This window comes from Neomesorhizobium albiziae, from assembly GCF_900114255.1.
In the GTDB taxonomy this organism is placed as follows: Bacteria; Pseudomonadota; Alphaproteobacteria; order Rhizobiales; family Rhizobiaceae; genus Neomesorhizobium; species Neomesorhizobium albiziae.
On record NZ_FOSL01000003.1, the window covers coordinates 230,995 to 250,643 of the forward strand.

The following is a 19,649-nucleotide window of genomic DNA, read 5'->3' on the forward strand; positions in this document are numbered from 1 at the left end:
GGGCGAATATCAGAAGAGTTTTTGCGATGGAATGCCAGCAAAAACCTTGAATCGATTGAAAGATATCACTTGCGATGTGAAAGTGTTTCATCCGCCGCGCAATGCGAATGTCAAATTCACTCCACTAGGCTTTGAGCACGTCCACGCCGGGCAACGGCTTGCCTTCCATCCATTCCAGGAACGCGCCGCCGGCTGTCGATACATAGGTGAAGTCGTCGGCCACACCTGCCTGGTTGAGGGCGGCGACCGTGTCGCCGCCGCCGGCGACGGAAACCAGCTTGCCCGCCTTGGTGCGCGCTGCCGCGTGCCTGGCCGCAGCGACGGTGGCGCGGTCAAAGGGCTCTATCTCGAAGGCGCCAAGCGGGCCGTTCCAGACCAGGGTCGCGGCGCGGTCGATCCACTGGTTGATCGCCTCGACGGTCTTCGGTCCGACATCGAGGATCATGCCATCCGCCGGCACCGCTTCGATGCCGACCGTTTCGTTCCTGGCGCCCGCCTTGAACTCCCACGCCACGACGCCGTCGCTCGGCAGGATGATGGCGCAGCCGGCTGTGGCCGCCTCGATCATGATCTGCTTGGCGGTATCGGCAAGTTCGTGCTCGGCCAGCGACTTGCCGATCTTGGTGCCGCGCGCCGCGAGGAACGTGTTGGCCATGCCGCCGCCGATCACCAGCGCATCGACCTTCTTCACCAGGTTCATCAGAAGGTCGATCTTGGTCGAAACCTTGGCGCCGCCGACGATGGCGACGACCGGCTTGACCGGATTGCCGAGGCCTTTTTCCAGCGCCTCAAGCTCTGCCTGCATGGTGCGGCCGGCAAAAGCCGGCAGGTTGTGCGCCAGACCTTCGGTCGAGGCATGGGCGCGATGCGCGGCAGAAAAAGCGTCGCTGACGAAGACGTCGCCATGGGCTGCAACGGCTTCGGTGAAAGCCTTGTCGTTCTTCTCCTCGCCCTTGTGGAAGCGGGTGTTTTCGAGGAGCACGATGTCGCCGTCATTCATCGCGGCGACAGCCTTCGCGACGGCCTCGCCGATGCAGTCGGTCGCGAAGCCGACCTTGCGACCGAGCACTTTGGCGGTCGCTTCGGCAATCGGCTTCAGCGACAATGCCGGATCGGGACCGTCCTTCGGTCGGCCGAAATGCGCCAGCAGGATGACCTTGGCACCCTTGTCGGACAATTCGGTGATCGTCGGCGCAACGCGTTCGATGCGGGTGTCGTCCGTGACCTTGCCATCAGCCATCGGCACGTTGAGGTCGACGCGGACCAGAACCCGCTTGCCCCTGATGTCGCCAATCGTGTCGAGAGTCTTGAAACCGGCCACGGCAAATTCTCCTCGTTGAAACCGCCGGACCTTATCGCGCAGTCACGAGGATGCAAGGCGCGATTCCGCCCTCACCTTGCGTCAAACCGGCGCTGTTCAGGGATTGGCGGACGTATCTTCCGGCGCTTTCCGCGGTGCGGGCTCCGGCTTGCTGTCGCGCCGGGTTCTGAATCGCGTCCACACCATGCCCAGCCGGTCAACGATCTCGCCGACGCTGAGGAACATCGGCACGCTCGGGCGCAACGCCAGCGGCTCCGTCGACAGGCCGATCGAAATGATGCGCCCCTTCTCGTCAACGTCGCGAACGATCAGCTCGATCGGGCCGATCATGACCCTGTCGGCATATTCCGCGCGGCCGCCGAACCGCTCGTTCAAGAGGGCTGATATCGTCATCTTCTGTTCGGCTTCGGTCAGGCCGATGCCATAGGCGGCCTCGAGATCGGACGCGAGGCGGTTCGGATCGACCGCAAAGGCGCCGAAGAAATCCTCATCCTCGGGATCGACCTCGGTGCGGCTGGCGAACAGCCGGTCGAGCAGGCGCGGATAGCGGTCGGGCACGAAGATGTAGACATGGTCGCCCGCCACCAGCCGCCCCATATCCTGGAAGCGCATCGAACGCCCGTCGCGCACCACCAGCGATGGCCGCGCCCAGCGCGGAATGCGCTGCCCGCGCGCCACCGGGCTGCCGGGCACCACCGTATAGGCCAGCAACTCATGATGCGCGGAACCGGGCAGTTCGAGTTCGACCTTGTCGAGCGGGCCGAGCCTGGCCGGCACGATCAACCCCAGCCGCCGCGCCAGCGGACCGACCGTCCAGCCCTGCACGACGAGCGACACCAAAACGACGATAAACGCGATGTTGAAGATCAGACGGCCGTTCTCCAACCCGCCGATCAGCGGTGTCAGCGCAAGCAGGATCGAGACCGCGCCACGCAAGCCGACCCATGAGATGAACGCCGTTTCGGCGCGCGCGAAGCGGAACGGGAGAAGGCAGAGCGAAACCGCGAGCGGCCGCGCGATGAAGATGAGGAACAGGCCAAGCAGCACCGCCGGCACCAGGATCGCGGGAAACTGCGACGGCGTCGCGAACAGGCCGAGCACCAGGAACATGATGATCTGCGCCAGCCACGACATGCCGTCCTGGAAGCGCTTCAAGGTGTTGGTGGCCCGTATCTGCGAATTTCCGGCAACGAGGCCGGCGAGATAGACCGCGAGGAAGCCGGAACCGCCGATGGCGCCGGCGGCCGCGAAGACCAGCAGCGACAGCGTGAGCACGAAGATCGGCAAAAGCCCGCTGTCGAGATTGAGCCGGTCGACCAGCCGCACGATCGCCATGCCGCCGAGCACGCCCGCGATCGCGCCCAGCCCCATATGCTCGATGAAGCCGATGACGATGTCGAACAAAAGCACCTGGGCTTCCGGGTCGGCGCCGAGCGCGATGACCTCGACAAGCGTGATGGTCAGGAAGATGGCGATGGGATCGTTGGTGCCGGACTCGATTTCAAGCGTCGAGCGCACCCGGTCGCGCAGCGACAGATTGCCGGCACGCAGCAGGAAGAAAACCGCGGCCGCATCGGTGGAGGCGACGGCGGCGCCCAGCAGGAAGGACTCCAGCCAGGTGAGCTGGGTCAGGTAGAAAGCGGCGGCGCCGAAGATCAGCGTGGTCAGCGCCACGCCGGCCGTGGCCAGCGAGATCGCCGGCAGTGCGGCCTGCCGCAGCACGTTGAGCGGCGTGCCGAAACCGGAATCGAATAGGATGACGGCGAGCGCCAGCGAGCCCGCGAAGTAGGCGAGCCCTGCATTGTCGAAGGGAATGCCCAGCCCGTCGACGCCGGTCACCAGGCCAATGCCCAGAAAGAGCAGTAGCAGCGGGGCGCCGAAGCGGAAGGCGATAAGGCTCGAAAACGCCGCAGCCAGCACCAGCGCCGTCGCCACAAGCGTTACGAGATATATCGTCTGATCCATGCCGGCCCGTCCCCCGAAGCAGATTTCCTGCCTCGCCGCAGAGTGCGGCGAAGAAAAGGCCATAGGCAAGCGATTGATCCGATCGATGCTTCTCGCGCCGATTTTTTCGCGTGGGATAACGGCTGAAACGCAAAACGCCCGGCTGAGCCGGGCGTTCGAAGGGCGCGAAAAGACGATCTGCCGTCAGGCGATGGTCTTGCCGAAGGCGACCGCGGTGTCGGCCATGCGGTTGGAGAACCCCCATTCGTTGTCGTACCACGACATCACGCGCACGAGGTTGCCCTCGATGACCTTGGTCTGGTCGAGCGCGAAGGTCGACGACGCCGGGTTGTGGTTCATGTCGATCGAGACGAGCGGCTCTTCGGTGTAGGCCAGGATGCCCTTGAGCGGACCGTTGGCCGCGGCAACGAGGGCCGCGTTGACCTCATCGACCGTCACGGTCTTCTTGGCGACGAACTTGAAATCGATGACCGAGACATTCGGCGTCGGCACGCGGATCGAGACGCCGTCGAGCTTGCCCTTGAGTTCCGGCAGCACCAGGCCGACGGCCTTCGCAGCGCCCGTCGACGTCGGGATCATCGACATCGCAGCCGCGCGCGCGCGGTAGAGATCCTTGTGCATGGTGTCGAGCGTCGGCTGGTCGCCGGTATAGGCATGGATCGTCGTCATGAAGCCCTTCTCGATGCCGAAGGCATTGTTGAGCACCATGGCCACGGGCGCCAGGCAGTTGGTCGTGCAAGAGGCGTTGGAGACGACGATGTGATCCTTGCCGATCTTGTCGTGGTTGACGCCGTAGACGACGGTCAGGTCGGCGCCGTCGGCAGGCGCCGAAACGAGGACGCGCTTGGCGCCGGCCGAAAGATGCGCCGAAGCCTTGTCCTTGGAGGTGAAGATGCCGGTGCATTCGAGCGCGATGTCGACACCGAGTTCCTTCCAGGGCAGCTGCGCCGGATCCTTGATCGCGGTGACCTTGAACTTTTCCTTGCCGATCGAAATCTGGTCGCCATCGACCTTCACTTCATGCGGAAATCTGCCATGCACGCTGTCGTAACGCAGGAGGTGCGCGTTGGTCTCGACCGGGCCGAGATCGTTGACGGCGACGACGTCGATGTCCTTGCGGCCCGACTCGTAGATGGCACGCACGATGTTGCGGCCGATGCGGCCAAATCCGTTGATGGCAACTCTGACTGTCATGGATCGGTTCTCCTTGAGAGCAAAGAAAGGCGCGTTGTCACGCGAGACTGAACATGCGGCTCGAGGGCCCGTATAGGGACCAAGCCATCAAAACCGGCAGCGCTTCATAGCGGCGGCGGCACCAAGAATCCAGCCGTCGCGGCGACATTCCGGGCGGCTGCCACACCGGCGGCGGACCAAATCGTTTTAGTCGGGGCAATGGGCGCTAACCTGCGTCCAAATGCCCCGCAAGCGCATCCGCGCTTACTTATGCAGCCGGGCTTCCGCCGCCTTGGCCGCCGCATCCGCGGTGATGCCGAAGTGCGGGTAAAGCTGCTCGATGGTACCCGAAGCGCCAAATCCGGTCATGCCGATGAAGATGCCGTCGATCCCGATGAGATGGTCCCAGCCCTGGCGGATGCCGGCCTCGATGGCGATCTTTACCGGCGCGTTGCCGATGGTCCTGGCGCGGTAGGCGGCATCCTGCTTGTCGAACAGTTCGAAGCAGGGAACCGAAACGACGCGGGTCGGATGGCCGTGGGCCTGCAGCTTGTCGCGGGCGGCCAGCGCGATCTCGACCTCCGAGCCGGTTGCAAAGATCGTCACCGCCGCGTCGCCGTTTGCCGCGGCCAGTTCGTATGCGCCGTAGCCGCAGAGGTTTTCAGCGGCGAATTCGGTGCGCACGGCGGACAGGTTCTGGCGGGTAAGCGCGAGCGTCGACGGCGTCTTCTGCGATTCCAGCGCCAACTGCCAGCATTCCGCAGCCTCGGTGGCGTCGGCCGGGCGGAACACATTGTGGTTGGGAATGGCCCGCAGCGCAGCCAGATGCTCGACCGGCTGATGGGTCGGGCCGTCCTCGCCGAGACCGATGGAATCGTGGGTCATCACGAAGATCGACCGGGTGCCCATCAACGATGCAAGCCGCATCGACGGCCGGGCATAATCGGAGAAGCACAGGAAGGTACCGCCATATGGTATGACGCCGCCGTGCAGCGTCAGGCCGTTGATTGCCGCCGCCATGCCGTGCTCGCGGATGCCATAGTGGACATACCGCTCGCCATAATTGCTGGCGTCGATGTTCTTGGTCTGGCTGGTCTTGGTGTTGTTGGAACCGGTAAGGTCCGCCGAGCCGCCAATGGTTTCCGGCACGAAGCCGTTGATGACTTCCAGCGCCATCTCGCTCGACTTGCGGGTGGCGACCTTCGGCTTGTCGGCGGCGAGTTTCTTCTTGTAGTCGGCGATCGTCGCGTCGAAGCCTGTCGGCAGTTCGCCACGCATGCGGCGCTCGAACTCGGCGCGCAGCTTGGCGTCAGCCTTGGCGAGACGGCCTTCCCAGGCCTCGCGCGCCTTCACGCCCGCCTGACCGGCCTTGCGCCACGCGTCGAGAATGTCGGCCGGCACTTCGAACGGCGGATAATCCCAGCCGAGCGCCTTGCGCGCGCCAGCGATCTCTTCGGCGCCGAGCGGCGATCCGTGCGCCTTGTTGGTGCCGGCGCGGGTGGGCGCACCGAAGCCGATGGTCGTCTTGCAGGCGATCATCGTCGGCTTGTCCGACTTGTGCGCTGCCTCGATCGCTGCGGCGATCGCCTCGGGGTCGTGACCGTCGATCAGGCTGGCGTTCCAGCCGGAAGCCTTGAAGCGGGCAACCTGGTCGGTGGAATCGGCCAGCGACACCGGGCCGTCGATGGAAATGTTGTTGTCGTCCCAGAACACGATCAGCTTGTTGAGCTTCAGGTGGCCGGCCAGCGCGATGGCTTCCTGGCTGATGCCTTCCATCAGGCAGCCGTCGCCAGCCAGAACGTAGGTGTGGTGGTCGACCAGGTCGTTGCCGAAGGCCGCATTCATGATGCGTTCGCCGAGCGCGAAGCCGACCGAATTGCCGAGGCCCTGGCCGAGCGGACCGGTCGTCGTTTCGATGCCGGTGGCATGGCCGTACTCCGGATGGCCCGCCGTCTTCGAGCCGAGCTGGCGGAAACTCTTGATCTGCTCGATCGTCATGTCCTCGTAGCCGGTGAGGTAGAGCAGCGAATAAAGCAGCATCGAGCCATGGCCGGCCGACAGGATGAAGCGGTCGCGGTCGGCCCAGTGCGGTTGCCTGGGATCGAATTTCAGGAAGCGCGTGAACAGCACGGTGGCGATGTCGGCGGCGCCCATCGGCAGGCCGGGATGGCCGGAATTGGCTTTCTCAACGGCATCCATGGAAAGGAAGCGGATCGCATTGGCCATCCGATCGTGCTGGTCGCGTGCGGTCATGATTTCTCGCTTTATCGATAAAGGTTTTGGGGTGGCGACCCCTTGGAAAAGCTGGGGGACACATAGCAGTTGCGCCCGCTCTGTCAATCAATCCGGAGCTCATTCGGGCGGCTCGAACGGCGCTACGAACCGGCATTGCGATGCTGCGCCGTTCCGATTGCGGGGGAAAGCCCGAAACCCGTCATTGACGGGGGTTTCAACCGCCGCATAATGTTTCGGACATAACGCGTTAAGAACGCGAGCGATTCGGGAGCGGCGGGCTTGGAACTGGAGCCATGACCGGGGAAACGACACTCAGAGAAGTCATTGTTCGGCTAGGCAAAGCCATCGATACGCTGGAAAATGCCGTCGCCGCGCGACATGAACACGAGCAGGATTATTCCGAAGCCGAGGCCGAAGTACAGCGTATGAACGCCGACCGCTCGCGCCTTGCCCAGGAGCTCGACAACTCCGAAGCCCGCGCCGAAAGGCTCGAAGAGGCCAATAAGGAGGTGTCGCGCCGCCTGGTCAGCGCAATGGAAACAATCCGCGCGGTTCTCGACAGATAGGAGTTTGCGATGGCGCAGGTCATTGTGATGATCGATGGCAAGACCTATCGAATGGCGTGCGACGAAGGCCAGGAAGAGCATCTGATGGATCTCGGCCAGCGCTTCGACCGCTATGTCTCCCATCTCAAGGCCTCGTTCGGCGAAATCGGCGACCAGCGCCTGACCGTGATGGCCGGCATCATGGTCATGGACGAGCTGTCCGAATTGCAGAAGCGCATCAAGGGCATGGAAAGCGAGGTCTTGACCTTGCGCAAGACCCGCGACGAAGCGCTGAGCAAGGCCGACAAGAACGACGCTGCGCTGACCGGCGCGCTTAGCGGCCTTGCCGAGCGCATGGAAAGCCTTGCCGGCAAACTGGCCGTCACGAAGGTGCAGTAAGAGCCCGCCTCTAGAGCGGTTCCGGTTCTTTCAGAACCGACAACTCGCTCTAAGTAGTTGTTTTGCCGCATTTATGCGGACGCCAAATGAATCCATTTGGCTGCAAAATGCTCTAAGCCGCCGCCCTATCCGGATACGGCGAGTTCCAGCCCCGGCAGTAGGCGTCTGGTGATCGACCCACGACGGGATGGGTGCGGGATGCTTTCGCCTGGCGAAAGCATCGAAGTTCAAAAACCCTGAAACAGCATATCCAGAGCGGACACGATCTCGTCGTGGTGAGCGGAAAGGTTATCAGCAACGTCACCCAGCTCCGACGTGGTGGCCGCTGAGATGAACTGGGTGACCATGACTAACTTGCGTCCGCCGATTTCGAAAATTGGGTTCAGCCGCCGCGCTGGAAATGGCGCATGTTGGGGCCGCATAAGAGGAATAACAACACGCGTATTGAAACTGTTTACGAGATCGGCCTGAACATCCAAAAAGTAGCCATCGCCATCGGGAGTTCGATACAGATCGTACCGCGCCATTAAAATGGCCGGTATTTCGCGAGCGGCAAACCATTCTCCTCGACATACCGGTTTGAACTCTCGATCGCTTCCTTGTTTTCCTCAAGCCACCGGCGCGCCTTCTCGTCCGCCACGGCCTTTGCGATACCTGCTTCAGCAGCGCGGGAGATATTCACTTCGAGTTCTTTTGCTTCAGCAATCAGGTTGCTGTCGATCGACATGTTCGTCGGCTTACGCTGGGATTGAGCTGACATTCGTGCCATGGCCACCTCCTGGATATGCACATACTGTATGCGCATATCTTTGCGCAGGCAACGTATCTGTCAGCCCTCCAGCTCTTCCCGCAGCATCTCCAGCTCCAGCCATTCCTCTTCGAGGGTGGCCAGCGTTTCGCGCTCCTTGTCGAGCGCGGCGATGGTTTTCTGGAAACCCTTCGGGTCGCGCTCGTAGAAAGCCGGATCGGCGATGTTGTTTTCGAGCCCGGCAATCGACGCCGACACCGCCGCCATGCGCGTCGGCAACTGTTCGAGCGCGAATTTCTGCTTGAAGGAGAGTTTTTTGGCAGCGGCTTTCGACACTTCCGGCTTCGGCAAAGGCACACCGTCGGATGTCGCGGCGCGAGCGCGCGCGGCCTTGCGGTCGTCGAGCCTGGTTCCGCCGCGCTGCGCCAGCATGTCGGCATAACCGCCGGCATATTCGATCCAGCGCCCGCCGCCATCCGGCGCGATCGTCGAGGTCACGGTACGGTCGAGGAAATCGCGGTCATGGCTGACCAGGATCACCGTACCGGCAAACCCGGCGACGAGTTCCTGCAGCAGCTCCAGCGTCTCCATGTCGAGATCGTTGGTCGGCTCGTCCAGCACCAGAAGATTGGCCGGTCGCGCCAGCACGCGCGCCAGGATCAGCCGCGCCCGCTCGCCGCCCGACAGTTCGCGCACCGGGGTGCGCGCCATCTCCGGCTTGAACAGGAAGTCCTTCATCCAGGAAACGACGTGGCGCTCCTCGCCATTGACGACGACGGTCTCGCCACGCCCATCGGTCAGGTAATGCGCCAATGTCTCATGCGGGTCGACCGCCTCGCGCTTCTGGTCGAGCGTGGCGATCTCAAGATTGGTGCCGAGGCGGACCGAACCGGTGTCGGGCGCCAGCTCGCCGGTCAGCATCTTCAGGAGGGTCGTCTTGCCCGCGCCGTTGGGACCGACGAGGCCGATGCGGTCGCCGCGCTGGATGCGGGTCGAGAAATCCTTCACGACGACGAGGTCACCGAAACTCTTGGAGATGTTTTTCGCTTCGAGCACCAGCTTGCCGGACTCGGCGGCCTCGCTCGCCACCATGGTCGCCACGCCTTCGGCGCCGCGATGGCTGCGGAAACGTTGCCGCATTGTCTGCAGCTCGCCAAGGCGGCGCATGTTGCGCTTGCGTCGCGCGGTGACGCCATAGCGCAGCCAGTGCTCCTCGCGCACGATCTGGCGGCCGAGCTTGTGCTGCTCGCGCTCCTCCTCTTCGAGGATCACGTCACGCCACTCCTCGAAATGACCGAACCCCTTGTCGAGGCGTTTGGTCTGGCCCCGGTCGAGCCAGACCGTGGCGCGCGACACCCGCTCCAGGAAACGGCGGTCGTGCGAAATGACGATGATGGCTGAAGAAGAGCGGATGAGTTCGTCTTCCAGCCATTCGATCACCTGCAGGTCAAGATGGTTGGTCGGCTCATCGAGAAGCAGGATATCGGGCTCCGGCGCCATCACCTTGGCAAGGGCTGCGCGGCGGGCCTCGCCGCCGGAAAGATCGTCGGGCTTTTCGTCGCCCGTCAGGCCGAGGTGTTCGAGCAGATAGGTGACGCGGTGCGGATCGTCGGCCGGGCCGAGGCCTGCCTCCACATAGGCGCGCACGGTGGCGAAACCTTCCATGTCCGGCGCCTGCGGCAGGTAGCGGATGGTGGCGGAAGGCTGGCGGAACAGTTCGCCATCCTGCGACTCGATCATGCCGGCGGCGATCTTGAGCAGCGTCGATTTGCCGGAACTGTTGCGGCCGACTAGCGCGATCTTGTCGCCAGCCGATGCCGAAAGCGAGGCGCCGTCGAGCAGCGGCGTGCCGCCGAAGGTGAGCTTGATGTCGTCGAGCCGAAGCAGTGGGGGTGGCGCCATGGTGGTCTAGAATTCCGAACCGGGGAAAGGATGGGCGATCAGCATGGCGCGTCCGCTGAGGAGTTCGGCATGAAGCTTGCCCTGCACCGCATTGGAGATGGTGAGAGAGGAGCCAAACGGCACTTCGACCGCGTCGAGCGGCCATTTCACGCCCGAGAGCGTGAGCCCCGACAGGGCCGAAAAGCCGATCACCGAAAACAGCACGCCGTTTTCATAGTCGAAGCGGGATTTGCCCGGCAAAAGCGGACGCCCTTCCTGGGCGCCGTCCGTCAGCACCACCGGCATTCCGGTTTCGGCAAGCCGCATCGCCACCGCAAGATGCAGGAACGCGTGGTCGGCGCGGGGGCCGCCGAAGGCGCCGGCCAGCACCAGCCCCGTGGCGCCGCGTTCAAGCGCGATGTCGATGGCCAGTTCGCCGTCGGTCTTGTCCTTGTCGGCCGGAAAGGTCTGGCGCGGCAGGTCGGGGTAGGCATTCTCCAGGCCTTTCGGCACCGAGTCGAAATCGCCGACCCATAGCTCCGGCGCGATGCCCAGCATCGCGGCATGCCGGATACCGCCATCGGCGGCGATCACGCGCGTTGCGGCGACCTGCGCGTCGAGACGCGACGTGCGGACCAGATTGCCGCCAAGCAGGATGGTGAAAAGGCTCATGGCGTGGCCCTTATCACGCATGGCGTCGAAAACGGAAGGCTGCCACGCGTAACAATCGCTTGCCTCCCGCGAACGCCCACTTTATGTCTCGAAACGCTCTAACGGGGTGCCGGACGCTGCAAGGCGGGCCGGCTGAGAGGCAAACGGGGAAACCCGGCCAACCCGCTGAACCTGATCCGGTTTGCACCGGCGGAGGGATTAGACGCTCTGAACCGGCGCCTCAATTCCTTTAACCACAAGAGGAGGCGCGCGATGCGCAGCACGATTTCATATCTTCTGGGTGTCGCGGCACTCGCATTCCCGTTCGCCGCGATGGCGGCGGAAAAACTCACCATCTACACCTATGACAGCTTCACCGCGGAGTGGGGTCCCGGCCCCCAGGTGGAAAAGGCTTTCGAGGCCGAATGCGCCTGCGATGTCGAATTCGTCTCGGTCGCCGACGGCGTCGCGCTGCTGAACCGCGTCAAGCTCGAGGGAGCCGCCACGAAGGCCGATGTCGTGCTCGGCCTCGACACCAACCTGACGGCGGAAGCCAAGGCAACCGGCCTGTTTGCCCCGCATGGCCTCAACGCCGAAAACCTGGCCGTGCCGGAGGGCTGGGGCGACGATACGTTCCTCCCCTATGACTACGGCTATTTCGCCGTCGTCTACGACACCGAGAAGCTGAAGACCCCGCCGGCGAGCCTGAAGGAGCTGGTCGAAGGCGATCCCGAACAGAAGATCGTCATCCAGGATCCGCGCACCTCCACGCCCGGGCTCGGCCTGCTGCTCTGGGTTAGGGCGGTCTACGGCGACAAGGCTCCCGAGGCTTGGGCGAAGCTCAAGGGCCGCGTGCTGACCGCGACGCCGGGCTGGAGCGAAGCCTACGGGCTCTTCACCAAGGGCGAAGCGCCGATGGTGTTTTCCTACACGACATCGCCGGCCTATCACATGATCGCCGAGAAAACCGAGCGCTACCAGGCCGCCTCCTTCCCGGAAGGCCACTACCTTCAGGTCGAAGTCGCCGGCATCACCACCACCGGCGCGAAAAACCCGCTGGCCACGAAGTTCATGGCCTTCATGGTGACCCCTGCCTTTCAGGACGTCATTCCCGAAACCCAGTGGATGCTTCCGGCGGCAAAGACCTCGAAACCGCTCAATCCGGCCTTCGATAAACTGGTGAAGCCGGCTAAGACATTGGCCTTCAGCCCGCAAGAGGTTGCGGCCAACCGCAAGGCCTGGGTCGACGAATGGCTGTCAGTGATGAGCCAGTGATGCGAACGGGGCAGACGATCGACCGGCGGGTGACAGCCGGCGTCGTTGCCCTGGCGGCAATCGCCATCCTGCTTGGCGGCGCTGTCGCCGGCCTTTTGACCGAAGCCGCCAGCAACTGGGCCGGCGCGGTAGCCGCCTTCGACGGCTACATGGCGCGCGTCGTACGCTTCACGCTGTGGCAGGCGGCACTGTCGACCATTCTGTCGGTGCTGCCGGCGATCGCCGTGGCGCGTGCGCTGTCGCGCCACCCGGCCTTTCCCGGGCGGGGCCTGATCCTGCGCCTCTTCGCCGTCCCTTTGGCGCTGCCGGCGATCGTCGCAGCCCTTGGCGTGCTGGCGCTTTATGGCCGCGCCGGCTATTTCGCCGGTATTTTCTCCAGCCTGTCGGGACAGGCATGGCCGGGCGCCTATGGCCTGTCGGGTATCCTCGTCGCCCATGTCTTCTTCAACCTGCCGCTCGCCACACGACTTTTCGTCGAAGCCCTCGACACCGTGCCCGCCGACCAATGGCGTCTTGCCAGCCAGCTCGGCATGCGCGCCGGCCCGTCCTTCCGGTTCGTGGAATGGCCTGTCATCCGCGCCGCCCTGCCCGGCGTTGCCGGCCTCGTCTTCATGCTGTGCATCACCTCCTTCACCATCGTGCTGACGCTTGGCGGCGGACCGCGCGCCACAACGCTGGAGGTTGCGATCTACCAGGCGCTGCGCTTCGATTTCGACCCCGCGCGGGCGGTTGCATTGACCGCGCTGCAGATCCTGCTCACCGCGATCGTCGTGGCTGTTTTGGCGAGGCTCGGCGCCAATGCGGTCGGCGACGCCAACCTGTCGGTCGCGTCACCCCGGGTGCGCGACGCAACGCCCACCGAAACCTTGTTGAATTCCCTGGTGATCGCGCTGGCCCTTCTTTTCGTCGCCGGACCGATGCTGGCGACCGTTCTTGCCGGCCTCCAGGCGGATCTTGGCCGCCTCGCCGGCGAAAGCGCGGTTCTCAAAGCCACCGCGACCAGCCTGGTGCTGGCGATACTGTCGGCGCTGCTGGCGGCCCTGCTCTCGCTGTCGCTGGTCATGGCGCGCCGGGCGCTGCAGTTGCAAAGGCGCGCCGGCCAGCGAACGCTGCTCGAACGGCTCACCGACACCGGTGCGGGTTTCGTGCTTGTGGTGCCATCGATCGTTATCGGCGCCGGCTGGTTCATCCTGTTGCGCTACACCGGCAATGTCTTCCTGCTCGCCCCGGTCATGGTGGTAACCGTCAATGCCGTGATGGCGATGCCGTTTGCCGTGCGCGCCATCAGGCCGGCCTACGATGCGGCCAGCGAACGTCACGAGAAGCTCTGTGCGCTGCTTGGCATCGCCGGGCGCGACCGTTTCAGGCTGATCGACTGGCCGGCGCTGCGGCGGCCGCTTTTCACCGCGCTTGCCTTCGCCATGGCGCTGTCGCTCGGCGACCTCGGCGTCATCGCACTCTTTGGCAGCGATGCCGTGCAGACCTTGCCCTACCTGCTGCTCGCCCGCATGGGCAGCTACCGCACCGCCGACGCCGCGGGGCTGGCGCTGCTGCTCGGCCTGCTTTGCCTTGCCTTGATGACGTTGGCCGATCGGCTGGGAAGAAACCGATATGACTGACACCTCCAACGGCCGGACCGGCGCGGCGGTAAGACTGGATGGGGTGACGTTCAGCTACGGCGAAGCTTCGATGGCATTCGATCTTACCGTGGAAGCCGGCTCCATCACGGCGATCATGGGGCCGAGCGGCTCGGGGAAATCGACACTCCTCAACCTCGTCGCCGGCTTCGAAACACCGAAATCCGGGCGGGTCCTGATCGGCGACCGCGATGTGGCGCATGAGCCTCCTGCCGCCCGTCCGCTCTCCATGGTGTTCCAGGAAAACAACCTGTTTGCGCATCTCGACGTCGCGCAGAATGTCGGACTGGGGCGCTCGCCGGCCCTGCGGCTGACGCCGAGCGATCGCACGGCTGTGTCCGAAGCGCTCGTGCGCACCGGGCTTGGTGGCAAGGAGCATCGCCTGCCGCGCGAACTGTCGGGCGGCGAACGCCAGCGCGTGGCGCTCGCCCGCGTCCTGGTTCGCGACCGGCCGGTGCTTCTGCTGGACGAACCGTTTGCTTCGCTCGGCCCGGCACTGCGGGAGGATATGCTTGGGCTCGTCGCCGACCTGCATGCAGAACGCGGCATGACGGTTCTGTTCGTCACCCACCAGCCCGAAGATGCGCGCCGAATCGGCGAAACGATGGTATTTCTGGAAGATGGGAAGATCACTGCCATCGGTGAAGTATCGAAATTCTTCGGCAAACATGGCCCCGAGGCGTTCAGGCGTTATATAGGTAGTGTTGCTGGATCGCTGCAATCACACGGAATCGCCCGGAAGCGGACATAATTTACGGCCAAACCGCCAAGAGCTTGTTGGCGTCCTTGTTTTGCGGCGCTACAGCGACCCTTGCGTGTCTGAAAGACGCACGGCGCCGTGGGCCCAACCAACCCGATCCGAAAGGAAGTAGTTCTGCCGACCTGCCCGACGACATTCGCAGACGTGCTGACGCCGGCATTGCCCGCGCGCGCGCCGTGGCGCGCCGCGATGCCAATTGCATTGGTCGTACTGCTTGCAGGCTGCCAAGTGCTGAGCGGACCGATCAACGAACAGGCGTTCCGTCCGTCGGAGAACCCGGTCACCGTCGACACGGTGGCGCGCAACGACAAGTTTGCCCAGCTCGCCAAGCAGCAACACCCGCGCATCCTGGCGACCTATGGCGGCGAATATTCCGACCCCAAGCTTGAGCGCATGGTCGCCAAGGTGGTCGGCACGCTGACCTTCGACGCCGACAATCCGTCGCCGCAGACCTACCGCATCACCATCCTGAATTCGCCGAACGTCAACGCTTTCGCGCTTCCCGGCGGCTATCTCTATGTAACCCGCGGCCTGCTTGCGCTTGCCAATGATTCGGCCGAGCTCGCCGCCGTCATAGCCCACGAGATGGGCCACGTAACCGCCAACCACGGTGTCCAGCGCCAGCAGAAGGAAGCCGAGGAAGTGCTGGCGAGCAAGGTCGTCACCGATGTGCTGGGCGAAAGCCAGGTGGCCAAGGTGGCGCTGATCCGCGGCAAGCTCCGCCTTGCCCAGTTTTCGCGCAACCAGGAGCTTGAGGCCGATGCCATCGGCATCCGCTCGATCGGACGCGCCGGTTACGATCCGTTCGCCGCGAGCCGCTTCCTGCAGTCGATGGCCGCCTATAGCGAACTGCGCACCGTCACCGGCGCGCAGGATGCAAGCCTCGATTTCCTTGCCAGCCATCCCAACGCGCCGCAGCGCATCGAACTGGCGCAGCGCCATGCGCGCGGCTTCGGCACGCCGGGCACGGGAACGGTTGACCGCGATTCCTTCCTTGCCGGCATCGACGGCCTGCTTTTCGGCGATACGCCGGAGGAAGGCTATGTGCGCGGCAATACGTTCCAGCATCCGGGCCTTGGCATCGCGTTTTCGGTGCCAACCGGCTTCGTTATCGACAATTCCGCCGCCGAGGTCACCGCCACCGGTCCCGGCGACATGGCGATCCGCTTCGACGGCGTTTCGGTCGAAAAGAGCGTTGCGTTGACCGATTACGTCCGCAGCGGCTGGGTAACCGGGCTGGAGACCAACACCGTCCAGGCAACGACGATCAATGGCAACGACGCGGCAACCGCGCGCGCCCGCGCCGACGGCTGGCAGTTCGACATCACCGTCATTCGCTCGGGCGACCGCGTCTATCGGTTGCTCACCGCAGCACCCGTCGCCAGCACGTCGCTCGACAGCGTCGCGCGCGCCGTCAGCGGCAGCTTCCGTTCGCTGACAGCAGCCGAAAAGGCCGCGCTGAAGCCGCTGCGAATCCGCATCGTCACCGTGAAGCCCGGCCAGACCATCGGTTCGCTTGCCGCCCAGATGGTTGGCGTGGACCGCAAGCTCGACCTGTTCCGTGTGCTCAACGCGCTACCACTCGGCGGCGGCGTTTCGGCTGGCACCAAGGTGAAGATCGTCACCGACCGTTGAGCTGGGGCCTTTTATTCCAACAGAATAGGGATAAAGCACCTCCAAAAATCGATTCCGATTCGGAGCGATGCAGCGGATCAGACCGCGTGCCCGAAAGTCGAATTAATCTTCATAAGTGCTGATTTCAGTTTTTCCAGCGCGCGCGTCTCGATCTGCCGCACCCGCTCCTTGGAAATGCCAAGCATCTCGCCGAGCGATTCCAGCGTTGCGCCCTCATCCTGCAGGCGGCGCTCGCGGATGATCTTCAGTTCGCGCGGATTGAGCACGCCGAGCGCGTCGTAAAGCCATTCCGAGCGGCGTTCGACATCGATGACATCCTCGGCAACCTCGTCGGGAAGGGGATCGTCGGATATCAGGAAGTCCATGCGGTCGGATGAACCGGAATCGTCGGCGACCGGCGCATTGAGGGACGTATCAGGGCCGGACAGCCGCGAATCCATCATTGCCACGTCCGCCTCGGAAACCCCAAGCGCCGTCGAGATTTCCCGGTAGAGAGTGCCGGCCGGAAGCGGTTCGGAATTCTGGGCGAGCCGCGCGCGCAGGCGGCGCAGATTGAAAAACAGCGATTTCTGCGCCGAACTGGTGCCGCCGCGCACGATCGACCAATTGCGCAGGATGTAGTCCTGCATCGAAGCGCGTATCCACCAGGTGGCATAGGTCGAGAAGCGCACGTCACGATCGGGCTCGAAGCGGGCCGCGGCCTCGAGGAGCCCGACGTGGCCTTCCTGGACCAGGTCACCGGTCGACAGGCCGAAATAGCGAAATTTGGAAGCCATGGAGATGACCAGCCGCATGTGGGCGGTTGTGATCTCGTGGAGTGCCTGCTGATCGCCTTTTTCCTTCCAAAGCACAGCAAGTTCATGCTCTTGCTCGCGCGTCAGATAGGGCGCCTTCATCGCGGCGCGGATGAGATTTCTTCTCGCCGTTTCTTCCATCGCCAGCACTCCACCGACCTTCGACGACGCAATTCGAACCGGAAATTTCGGCCCCTTTCCGGAACACGTGCGGTGAGGACGAATTCCGGGTGCTTAAAAACCTGCCCGGCATCCGCCGGGACGGGTTAAGAACGCAAGGCGAAGCAGAACGTTCCACCAAAGCGCTGGGATCTTTCAGATTCCCATCCCGCGCTTAGGTCCTTGATTTTATGCGATCACTCGGCGGGCTTGCTGATGCCTGCCAGCCTCCGCATCTTCCCCGCCTTCGAACAGGTGGAGAACCCCGGCAGGCTCGCGCGAAGCTCGAAAATGAGTAAACTCCCCCGGGTTTCACGTCCGCTGGAAAGGCTCGCCATGCAAGGTGCCCAAGCCGATGTCGTCCTGCACGTACGCCGGTTGCTGCGTGCGCCGCAGGAAATGGTGTTCGCCGCAATGACCCGCGCCGACATGATGTCGCGCTGGATGTGTCCAGAGAGCTTCATTCTTTCGGCGGTGCATTCGGACCCACGCACCGGCGGCAGTTTCGGAATCGAAATGCGGTCACCCGAGGGCGTTACCTACAAAGCGGCGGGCATTTACCTGGAACTGCGCCCGCACGAACTCCTGATCTACACCTGGACCTGGGCCGAGGGACATACAATGCCCAACATCGAGACGGTCGTGCGGGTCGAGCTTTCGCCACGGGGCGCCGAGACGCTGATGGAGATGACGCATTCCGGCCTGACCAGCGAAGAGGAGCGCGCCGCCCACGAGACCGGCTGGAACGGCGCTTTCGACAAGCTGGAAGCCTTGCTGGACGAGCACAGGGCCTGATCGACACGCAACTGGCCGGCTTTTGTTTGTGTATGTCGTTACCGCAAACCGCTGCACACTTTTACGCGACATGAGTAACAAAAAAAACCCGGCCTTGCAGCCGGGTTTTTGATCTCGCGGAAGGAAAGCGTGGCTTATGCAGCCTCTTCCTGCTCGGCTTCCTCATTGTCGGCCTTGGTGCCGCGCTTCGGCCCCTTGTTGAGGTTTACCTCGATGAGGCGGACCGCTTCGGTCTCCGACATCTTGTTGACGGCGGCGATTTCACGCGCCATGCGGTCGAGCGCTGCTTCATAGAGCTGGCGTTCGGAATAGGACTGTTCCGGCTGGTTTTCGGCGCGGTAGAGGTCGCGCACCACCTCGGAGATGGAGATTAGGTCGCCCGAATTGATCTTTGCATCATATTCCTGGGCGCGGCGCGACCACATGGTGCGCTTCACTCGGGCACGACCCTGGACGACCTTGAGGGCGCGGTCGACATAGTCGGTTTCGGAAAGCTTGCGCATGCCGATGGAGGTTGCCTTGGCGACCGGCACTTTCAGACGCATCTTGTCTTTCTGGAAATCGATTACGAACAGCTCAAGCTTGTGCCCAGCAACTTCCTGCTCGTCGATCGACACGATCTGGCCGACGCCGTGCGCGGGATAGACGATGTATTCACCGGTCTTGAAACCGTGACGCGTTGCTGCGGACTTCTTCTGCTGCTGAATTGCCATACGCCCTGAACTCCTGTTTTGGTACCGGCTGCGTCGCCGGAAACCTGCTGGGGCCGTAAGATGTTCGGCCAATGGTGCCGCCTGAACACATGAAGGCCATCCGGATAGACAGGGCCGGGCGGAGCGCACGACATGTGCTTTGCCCTGGCCCAAGTTGCCTTGGTCCGGATACTGGCCCTCACCTTTCAATGATTAACGCTTCTGCGCCATAGATCGACGTTGTGTCACCGGCATGTTTCTGAGTGATACCACAAAAACGTGAAAGAATCAACAATTTGCTGCATGCGCGAAGTTGCCGCGCGCCGGCGCCGTAACGCCCCGCATCATCAAATGCCGTCAGGAAGGACCGGAAACGCATCCGGTCCAGGAAAAATCAGTCTCCTTCGCCGGGTTCGGCGGAGAAGTATTTTTCGAACTTGCCATCGACGCCGTCAAACTGCTTGGCGTCCGCCGGCGGCTCCTTCTTGGCCGTTATGTTGGGCCACTTGTCGGCGTATTCGGTGTTGATCTGCAGCCACTTGTCGAGCCCCGGCTCGGTGTCGGGCTTGATGGCGTCGGCAGGGCATTCCGGCTCGCACACGCCGCAGTCAATGCACTCGTCGGGATGGATGACGAGCATGTTCTCGCCTTCATAGAAGCAGTCGACCGGACAGACCTCGATGCAGTCCATGTACTTGCATTTGATACAGTTGTCGGTCACGACATAGGTCATGTAAGGCTCCTGGCCGCCTCTCGGTCGTTCGATGCTCCCGCCGGTGAGGTAGCTCCTTTGATGTCCCGTGGCAAGGGCGCCGATAGCGCACCGGCCGGCTTTGCCGGAACAGTTTTTCCCGATGTTCGGGCCAGAGCGGAATGCATTCAGTTGAACCGGGCATTCCGCTCTATCTGTTTGTTTTAGCCGCATTTGTGCAACGCCAGACGATTCCGCCTGGCTGCAAAATGCTTTAGCCGCGAAGGCTTCGC

18 protein-coding genes and 1 riboswitch are annotated in these 19,649 nt (G+C 63.3%); of the genes, 7 read left to right on the forward strand and 11 right to left on the reverse strand.

Annotated elements, in window-relative coordinates; translation table 11 throughout:
* Positions 1 to 124 precede the first annotated feature (124 nt).
* The 4 genes from F3H98_RS07670 to tkt form a co-directional block, all read right to left on the reverse strand.
* A complete protein-coding gene (locus F3H98_RS07670; RefSeq protein ID WP_149759538.1) occupies positions 125 to 1,321 on the reverse strand; it encodes a phosphoglycerate kinase in 1,197 nt (398 codons plus the stop codon).
* 96 nt (positions 1,322 to 1,417) lie between these two features.
* A complete protein-coding gene (locus F3H98_RS07675; RefSeq protein ID WP_149759539.1) occupies positions 1,418 to 3,286 on the reverse strand; it encodes a potassium/proton antiporter in 1,869 nt (622 codons plus the stop codon).
* 183 nt (positions 3,287 to 3,469) lie between these two features.
* On the reverse strand, positions 3,470 to 4,480 hold the full coding sequence (gene gap / locus F3H98_RS07680) for a type I glyceraldehyde-3-phosphate dehydrogenase (RefSeq protein ID WP_149759540.1): 1,011 nt from the start codon (positions 4,478 to 4,480) through the stop codon (positions 3,470 to 3,472).
* Between the two features lie 243 nt (positions 4,481 to 4,723).
* Positions 4,724 to 6,712: a transketolase gene (gene tkt, locus F3H98_RS07685; RefSeq protein WP_149759541.1), complete on the reverse strand. Its 1,989-nt coding sequence runs from the start codon at positions 6,710 to 6,712 to the stop codon at positions 4,724 to 4,726.
* A 275-nt stretch (positions 6,713 to 6,987) separates the two neighbouring features.
* On the opposite strand from tkt, the gene F3H98_RS07690 reads away from it, so the two are divergent.
* Entirely contained in the window at positions 6,988 to 7,260 is a 273-nt protein-coding gene (locus F3H98_RS07690; protein ID WP_149759542.1) for a DUF4164 domain-containing protein, read from the forward strand.
* Positions 7,261 to 7,269: 9 nt separating this feature from the next.
* Entirely contained in the window at positions 7,270 to 7,638 is a 369-nt protein-coding gene (locus F3H98_RS07695) for a cell division protein ZapA (protein ID WP_149759543.1), read from the forward strand.
* 227 nt (positions 7,639 to 7,865) lie between these two features.
* Here the strand turns inward: F3H98_RS07695 and F3H98_RS07700 are convergent, their stop codons facing one another.
* From F3H98_RS07700 to F3H98_RS07715, 4 genes are read right to left on the reverse strand one after another with little or no spacing between them, the layout of a single operon-like run.
* Positions 7,866 to 8,165, reverse strand: coding sequence for a CcdB family protein (locus F3H98_RS07700; protein WP_149759544.1), 300 nt, complete (start codon positions 8,163 to 8,165; stop codon positions 7,866 to 7,868).
* The gene (locus F3H98_RS07705) at positions 8,165 to 8,407 is read right to left on the reverse strand and encodes a type II toxin-antitoxin system CcdA family antitoxin (protein WP_210249666.1); all 243 of its coding nucleotides are present in this window, start codon (positions 8,405 to 8,407) and stop codon (positions 8,165 to 8,167) included. Before F3H98_RS07705 ends, F3H98_RS07700 begins: the two co-directional genes overlap by 1 nt.
* A gap of 60 nt (positions 8,408 to 8,467) precedes the next feature.
* Positions 8,468 to 10,288 carry an ABC-F family ATP-binding cassette domain-containing protein gene (locus F3H98_RS07710; RefSeq protein ID WP_149759546.1) on the reverse strand — a complete coding sequence of 607 codons (1,821 nt, stop codon included), beginning with the start codon at positions 10,286 to 10,288 and terminating at the stop codon, positions 8,468 to 8,470.
* Between the two features lie 6 nt (positions 10,289 to 10,294).
* A complete protein-coding gene (locus F3H98_RS07715) occupies positions 10,295 to 10,939 on the reverse strand; it encodes a thiamine diphosphokinase (protein ID WP_149759547.1) in 645 nt (214 codons plus the stop codon).
* Positions 10,940 to 11,031: 92 nt separating this feature from the next.
* A riboswitch (TPP riboswitch) is annotated at positions 11,032 to 11,154 on the forward strand.
* 97 nt (positions 11,155 to 11,251) lie between these two features.
* On the opposite strand from F3H98_RS07715, the gene thiB reads away from it, so the two are divergent.
* The 4 genes from thiB to F3H98_RS07735 all read left to right on the forward strand — a co-directional run bounded on the left by thiB (position 11,252) and on the right by F3H98_RS07735 (position 16,225).
* A complete protein-coding gene (gene thiB, locus F3H98_RS07720) occupies positions 11,252 to 12,193 on the forward strand; it encodes a thiamine ABC transporter substrate binding subunit (protein WP_425294822.1) in 942 nt (313 codons plus the stop codon).
* The gene (gene thiP, locus F3H98_RS07725) at positions 12,169 to 13,812 is read left to right on the forward strand and encodes a thiamine/thiamine pyrophosphate ABC transporter permease (RefSeq protein ID WP_425294819.1); all 1,644 of its coding nucleotides are present in this window, start codon (positions 12,169 to 12,171) and stop codon (positions 13,810 to 13,812) included. Before thiB ends, thiP begins: the two co-directional genes overlap by 25 nt.
* Positions 13,805 to 14,581, forward strand: coding sequence for a thiamine ABC transporter ATP-binding protein (thiQ, locus tag F3H98_RS07730; protein ID WP_149759549.1), 777 nt, complete (start codon positions 13,805 to 13,807; stop codon positions 14,579 to 14,581). Before thiP ends, thiQ begins: the two co-directional genes overlap by 8 nt.
* Positions 14,582 to 14,779: 198 nt before the next feature.
* Positions 14,780 to 16,225, forward strand: coding sequence for a M48 family metalloprotease (locus F3H98_RS07735; protein ID WP_149759550.1), 1,446 nt, complete (start codon positions 14,780 to 14,782; stop codon positions 16,223 to 16,225).
* 77 nt (positions 16,226 to 16,302) lie between these two features.
* Here F3H98_RS07735 and F3H98_RS07740 read toward each other — a convergent pair whose 3' ends face one another.
* A complete protein-coding gene (locus F3H98_RS07740; protein ID WP_149759551.1) occupies positions 16,303 to 17,160 on the reverse strand; it encodes an RNA polymerase factor sigma-32 in 858 nt (285 codons plus the stop codon).
* Between the two features lie 309 nt (positions 17,161 to 17,469).
* On the opposite strand from F3H98_RS07740, the gene F3H98_RS07745 reads away from it, so the two are divergent.
* Entirely contained in the window at positions 17,470 to 17,973 is a 504-nt protein-coding gene (locus F3H98_RS07745) for an SRPBCC family protein (protein ID WP_188130362.1), read from the forward strand.
* 134 nt (positions 17,974 to 18,107) lie between these two features.
* On the opposite strand, the gene F3H98_RS07750 is transcribed toward F3H98_RS07745, so the two are convergent.
* Together F3H98_RS07750 and fdxA are read right to left on the reverse strand one after the other, a co-directional pair.
* Complete coding sequence (locus F3H98_RS07750) at positions 18,108 to 18,686, reverse strand: CarD family transcriptional regulator (RefSeq protein WP_149759553.1); 579 nt, start codon at positions 18,684 to 18,686, stop codon at positions 18,108 to 18,110.
* 373 nt (positions 18,687 to 19,059) lie between these two features.
* A complete protein-coding gene (gene fdxA, locus F3H98_RS07755) occupies positions 19,060 to 19,398 on the reverse strand; it encodes a ferredoxin FdxA (RefSeq protein ID WP_149759554.1) in 339 nt (112 codons plus the stop codon).
* Between the last annotated feature and the right edge of the window lie 251 nt (positions 19,399 to 19,649).

Excerpts from the sequence above, each read along its gene's own strand:
- F3H98_RS07690 (WP_149759542.1), top strand. The coding sequence starts at position 6,988 with ATGACCGGGGAAACGACACTCAGAGAAGTCATTGTTCGGCTAGGCAAA.
- thiQ (WP_149759549.1), top strand. The coding sequence starts at position 13,805 with ATGACTGACACCTCCAACGGCCGGACCGGCGCGGCGGTAAGACTGGAT.
- F3H98_RS07705 (WP_210249666.1), bottom strand. The coding sequence starts at position 8,407 with ATGGCACGAATGTCAGCTCAATCCCAGCGTAAGCCGACGAACATGTCG.
- F3H98_RS07745 (WP_188130362.1), top strand. The coding sequence starts at position 17,470 with ATGAGTAAACTCCCCCGGGTTTCACGTCCGCTGGAAAGGCTCGCCATG.
- tkt (WP_149759541.1), bottom strand. The coding sequence starts at position 6,712 with ATGACCGCACGCGACCAGCACGATCGGATGGCCAATGCGATCCGCTTC.
- thiB (WP_425294822.1), top strand. The coding sequence starts at position 11,252 with ATGGCGGCGGAAAAACTCACCATCTACACCTATGACAGCTTCACCGCG.
- gap (WP_149759540.1), bottom strand. The coding sequence starts at position 4,480 with ATGACAGTCAGAGTTGCCATCAACGGATTTGGCCGCATCGGCCGCAAC.
- F3H98_RS07735 (WP_149759550.1), top strand. The coding sequence starts at position 14,780 with ATGCCAATTGCATTGGTCGTACTGCTTGCAGGCTGCCAAGTGCTGAGC.
- F3H98_RS07675 (WP_149759539.1), bottom strand. The coding sequence starts at position 3,286 with ATGGATCAGACGATATATCTCGTAACGCTTGTGGCGACGGCGCTGGTG.
- fdxA (WP_149759554.1), bottom strand. The coding sequence starts at position 19,398 with ATGACCTATGTCGTGACCGACAACTGTATCAAATGCAAGTACATGGAC.
- F3H98_RS07750 (WP_149759553.1), bottom strand. The coding sequence starts at position 18,686 with ATGGCAATTCAGCAGCAGAAGAAGTCCGCAGCAACGCGTCACGGTTTC.
- F3H98_RS07710 (WP_149759546.1), bottom strand. The coding sequence starts at position 10,288 with ATGGCGCCACCCCCACTGCTTCGGCTCGACGACATCAAGCTCACCTTC.
- thiP (WP_425294819.1), top strand. The coding sequence starts at position 12,169 with ATGGCTGTCAGTGATGAGCCAGTGATGCGAACGGGGCAGACGATCGAC.
- F3H98_RS07715 (WP_149759547.1), bottom strand. The coding sequence starts at position 10,939 with ATGAGCCTTTTCACCATCCTGCTTGGCGGCAATCTGGTCCGCACGTCG.
- F3H98_RS07695 (WP_149759543.1), top strand. The coding sequence starts at position 7,270 with ATGGCGCAGGTCATTGTGATGATCGATGGCAAGACCTATCGAATGGCG.
- F3H98_RS07700 (WP_149759544.1), bottom strand. The coding sequence starts at position 8,165 with ATGGCGCGGTACGATCTGTATCGAACTCCCGATGGCGATGGCTACTTT.
- F3H98_RS07740 (WP_149759551.1), bottom strand. The coding sequence starts at position 17,160 with ATGGAAGAAACGGCGAGAAGAAATCTCATCCGCGCCGCGATGAAGGCG.